At 72.4% G+C, this 3,724-nt stretch carries 4 protein-coding genes and 1 tRNA gene; 4 read left to right on the top strand and 1 reads right to left on the bottom strand.

The window, feature by feature from the left end; all coding sequences use genetic code 11:
* The first annotated feature begins 106 nt into the window (after nucleotides 1-106).
* A tRNA-Lys gene (locus CCN44_RS39130) sits at nucleotides 107-179 on the top strand.
* Nucleotides 180-348: 169 nt separating this feature from the next.
* A complete protein-coding gene (locus CCN44_RS39125) occupies nucleotides 349-981 on the top strand; it encodes a peptidase inhibitor family I36 protein (RefSeq protein WP_158103209.1) in 633 nt (210 codons plus the stop codon).
* A 199-nt stretch (nucleotides 982-1,180) separates the two neighbouring features.
* Here CCN44_RS39125 and CCN44_RS39120 read toward each other — a convergent pair whose 3' ends face one another.
* The gene (locus CCN44_RS39120) at nucleotides 1,181-1,867 is read right to left on the bottom strand and encodes a TetR/AcrR family transcriptional regulator (protein ID WP_086703792.1); all 687 of its coding nucleotides are present in this window, start codon (nucleotides 1,865-1,867) and stop codon (nucleotides 1,181-1,183) included.
* Nucleotides 1,868-2,120: 253 nt separating this feature from the next.
* Between CCN44_RS39120 and CCN44_RS39115 the strand changes: the two genes are divergently transcribed.
* Together CCN44_RS39115 and CCN44_RS39110 are read left to right on the top strand one after the other, a co-directional pair.
* Complete coding sequence (locus tag CCN44_RS39115; RefSeq protein WP_086703800.1) at nucleotides 2,121-2,702, top strand: NADPH-dependent FMN reductase; 582 nt, start codon at nucleotides 2,121-2,123, stop codon at nucleotides 2,700-2,702.
* An 11-nt stretch (nucleotides 2,703-2,713) separates the two neighbouring features.
* On the top strand, nucleotides 2,714-3,724 hold a 1,011-nt coding region (locus CCN44_RS39110), incomplete at its 3' end, for a DHA2 family efflux MFS transporter permease subunit (RefSeq protein WP_244204043.1).

Genomic DNA, 3,724 nt, shown 5'->3' with positions numbered 1-3,724 from the left:
GAACTAGCCGTCCCCCCGCTCCCGCCCCCTCCGACGTGGCCGTGTCACCGATACCCGATCGGCGACACGGCCTCGTCCGGCTATGCTCGGACAGGCAACATCGCACGGGCCGTTAGCTCAATTGGCAGAGCAGGGGACTTTTAATCCCTTGGTTGTGGGTTCGAGTCCCACACGGCCTACCGAAGCGGGGGCGGGAAACATCCCGTCCGACCTGCGACACGGCGCCCGGGGAGGCTTCGGCCGACGCGGGCGTCGTCGCGTTTCCGGGGGTACGGCGGAGTGATCCGTTCGGGTGGTCGCACGGCGATCTTCCGCCGGAGGCGTTCGGGCTTCCGGATGATGAGCGCCGTGATCAAGAACGTTACGCGCGCGATGGCCGCATTCGGCCTGGTCGCTGGTGTCATGGCCGCCATGCCCGGTTCGGCCCGGGCCGCCGGGGATGTGCACGGCTGCTCCGAGGGGCAGTACTGCTTCTACTCGGAAGCCGACTTCCAGGGCAAGAAGAAGGAGGTCCGTCTCCAGCCCTACACCTGCTACAAGGCCACTGTCGGCTGGCCCGACGGCAGCTCGTCCCGGCCGGTCGGCATCGTCAACAACCGCACGGAGATCAGTCAGCTCGAAGGCTTCGACAACGACGCCTGCTCGGGCCAGCCGTACGCGCATCTGCGCTACCGGGAGAGCGTCGCCAGGATCAGCGACCGCGCCAAGTCCTTCCGGATCGCGCCCCGTTGCGACATCGGCAGTGTCTGTCTCTACGAGAACAAGGACTTCTCCGGCAGGCGCTGGCAGATCAACCCCACGCACACCAACCGCTGTTTCCACGCCGGCGACGACGTCTGGGGCCACGGCTTCTACAACGCCACCAGGTACACGGCCACCTTCTACCGTTCGGTCTTCTGCACCATGCTGCCCACGACGGGTCAGGCGCCGGGATCCTTCGGGACGTTCGACGAGAAGGTCCACCTGGTCAAGATCGACTAGCGAGTGCCCTTCCGCGGGACGCCCCGGCCCGGTCCCGGTCCGCGGTGGGTGACGCTTTCGAGGATCGGTTCGTCGGGCCGCAGCCGCTCGTGGACGCGGGCGCCGGCCGTCTCACCAGGTGGCTCGGCTCCGGGGGTGAGGGGGACCGGCCGGCACTCGGGGCAGAGGACCGCCGTGGTGGGGCGGCGTACGGAGTGCGCTACGGCGCCCGGTACGCCCGGAGGAACGCGCTCACCCCGGCCCTGAGCAGGCGGTCGGTCTCCGGCTCCGGCAGGGGCAGCACGCCGTAGTGGGTGGCCTGGATGATCCGGTGCGAGATCAGGGCCGTGAAGTGGCCGGCCGCCACCGCCGCGTCGCCGTGCAGGTGCAGCAGGCCGGCGTCCTCCAGGCGGGTCATCGCCTCGGTGAGGGCCCGGCCGACCGGTTCCGGGCCGGCCTCGTGCCAGGCCTTGAGGACCTCGGGCGGTACGTGGTCGGCCTCCGCGTGGATGTGCCGGACCAGGGCGAAGTGGTTCGCGTAGTCGGCCATGAGCCCGTGGAAGGCGCGGGCCAGCGAGACCAGGTCGCGTTCCAGGTCGTCGGGGTGCGGCGGGCGCTCCGGGTGCACTACGGCGTGCAGACGCGCCAGTTGGGCGTCCCGGACCTCGCTCGACGTCCAGGTCACGACCGTCTGGAAGAGCTGTGCCTTGCCGCCGGGGAAGTGGTTGTAGAGCGTGCGCGTGGAGACGCCGGCCGCGGCGGCGAGCGCGTCGACCGAGGCGCGGGCGTAGCCCTCGCGGCCGAAGACCGTGCACGCCGCGCTCGCGATGGCCATCTGCTTCTGCAGCTTGCGCGGGGACACCTCGTGCCGCGCCCGCTCCAGCCGGGACTCGTTCGTCTCGCCCACGCCTGCCGCCCTTCCCTCCGTGACCAGCCCACTCTAACTCGTTTACAACGAGCGTTGTAATTTCTACAACGCTCGTTGTACTTTGCTGCTGTTCACCGGACCGGGAGGTCCGTTCGCAGAGTTCGCCGGAACTCGTCCGAAGAGGGGGACAGCTGTGTCCGTCACCGATCCCGCCGTCACCGATGCCGTCGCTACCGATGCCGTCGCTACCGATGCCGTCGTCACGGATGCCCGTGCCGTCGAGGACCGTCCGCTGCGCGTCGCCGTGATCCTCGGCAGCGTCCGCGAGGGACGCCTCGGGCAGGCCGTCACCGACTGGTTCCTCACCACCGCCGCCGCCCTCGACCCGGGCCTCGATCTCGACGTCGTGGACCTCGCCGAGCTGGACCTGCCGCTGGTGCTGCCCGGCTGGGGCGGCACGCCGAGCCCCGAGGCCGCCGCCGCGCTGGCCGACGTCTCGCCGCGGCTCGCCGCCGCCGACGCGTTCGTGGTCGTCACGCCCGAGTACAACCACAGCTTCCCGGCCGTGCTGAAGAACCTCATCGACTGGCACCTGCGCGAGTGGCAGGCCAAGCCGGTCGGTTTCGTGTCGTACGGCGGTCTCGGCGGCGGGCTGCGCGCGGTCGAGCAGCTCCGGCTGGTCTTCGCCGAACTGCACGCCGTGACCGTGCGCGACTCGGTCAGCCTGCACGGCCCCTGGTCCGGGCTCGGCGAGGACGGCGTCCCGCGCGACGCCGAGGTGTGCGCCGGTGCCGCCAAGGGCATGCTCGGCCAGCTCACCTGGTGGGCCCGGGCGCTGCGGACCGCGCGCGCCGAGCGTCCCTACGCGGGCTGAGGGAGCGGACGATGAGCACCCTGCGGCCGGCCGGCGCCGCCCGGCCCGCGCCCCCGGCCGGCCCGACGGGCCCGCCCGACTCCACCGCCCTCTACCGCGTCGTCGCCGTCGTGGTCCTCGGCACCGTCATGTCCGTGCTCGACATGACGATCGTCAACGTCGCGCTGCGCCGGCTCTCGGAGTCCTTCGGCGCGCCGCTGGAGACCATCCAGTGGACCGCGACCGCGTACACGCTCGCGCTCGCCGCGGTCATCCCGACCGCGGGCTGGGCGATGAGCCGGATCGGCGCCCGGCGCACGTACATGACCGCGCTCGCCCTGTTCACGCTGGGCTCCCTGCTCGCCGCCTGCGCCTGGGACGCGGGAAGTCTGATCGCGTTCCGCGCCGTGCAGGGGCTGGGCGGCGGACTGCTGCAGCCGGTCGGCATGGCGATGGGCATGCGGGTCGCGGACCGGGCCCGGCTGGGCCGGGCGATGGGGCTGCTGGGACTGCCGATCCTGGTCGGACCGGTGGCCGGGCCGGTGCTCGGTGGCTGGCTGGTCGACTCCGCCTCCTGGCAGTGGATCTTCCTGATCAACCTGCCCGTCGGCGCCCTGGCGCTGCTCCTCGCGGCCCGCCTGCTGCCGAAGGACGCCCCGGCCGCGCACGGCCCGCGACCGCCCCGGCTGGACGTGCCCGGGCTGCTGATGCTCTCGCCGGGCCTGGCCCTGCTCCTGTACGGCCTGTCCCGCGGCGGCGAGCGCGGTGACTTCACGGCGCCCGGCGCGCTGCTGCCGACGCTCGCCGGCGCCGTGCTCGCGGCGGCCTTCGTACGGCGGGCCCTCACCGTCCGCGCGCCGCTGCTGGACCTGCGGCTGCTGCGGGACCGCACCTTCGCCGCCGGCATCGGCACGCTCGCGCTGTTCACCTGCGGCTACTTCGGGTCGATGCTGCTCGGGCCGCTGTACTGGCAGCAGGAGCGGGGCCTGAGCGCGACGGCGGCGGGGCTGCTCGGCGCGCCGGTCGGGCTGGTGGTCGGTACG

The sequence above is a fragment of the Streptomyces tricolor genome (assembly GCF_002155905.1).
Lineage (GTDB): Bacteria > Actinomycetota > Actinomycetes > Streptomycetales > Streptomycetaceae > Streptomyces > Streptomyces tricolor.
Note: the sequence above shows the minus strand (reverse complement) of the source record. Positions and strands in the feature narration are given on the sequence as shown.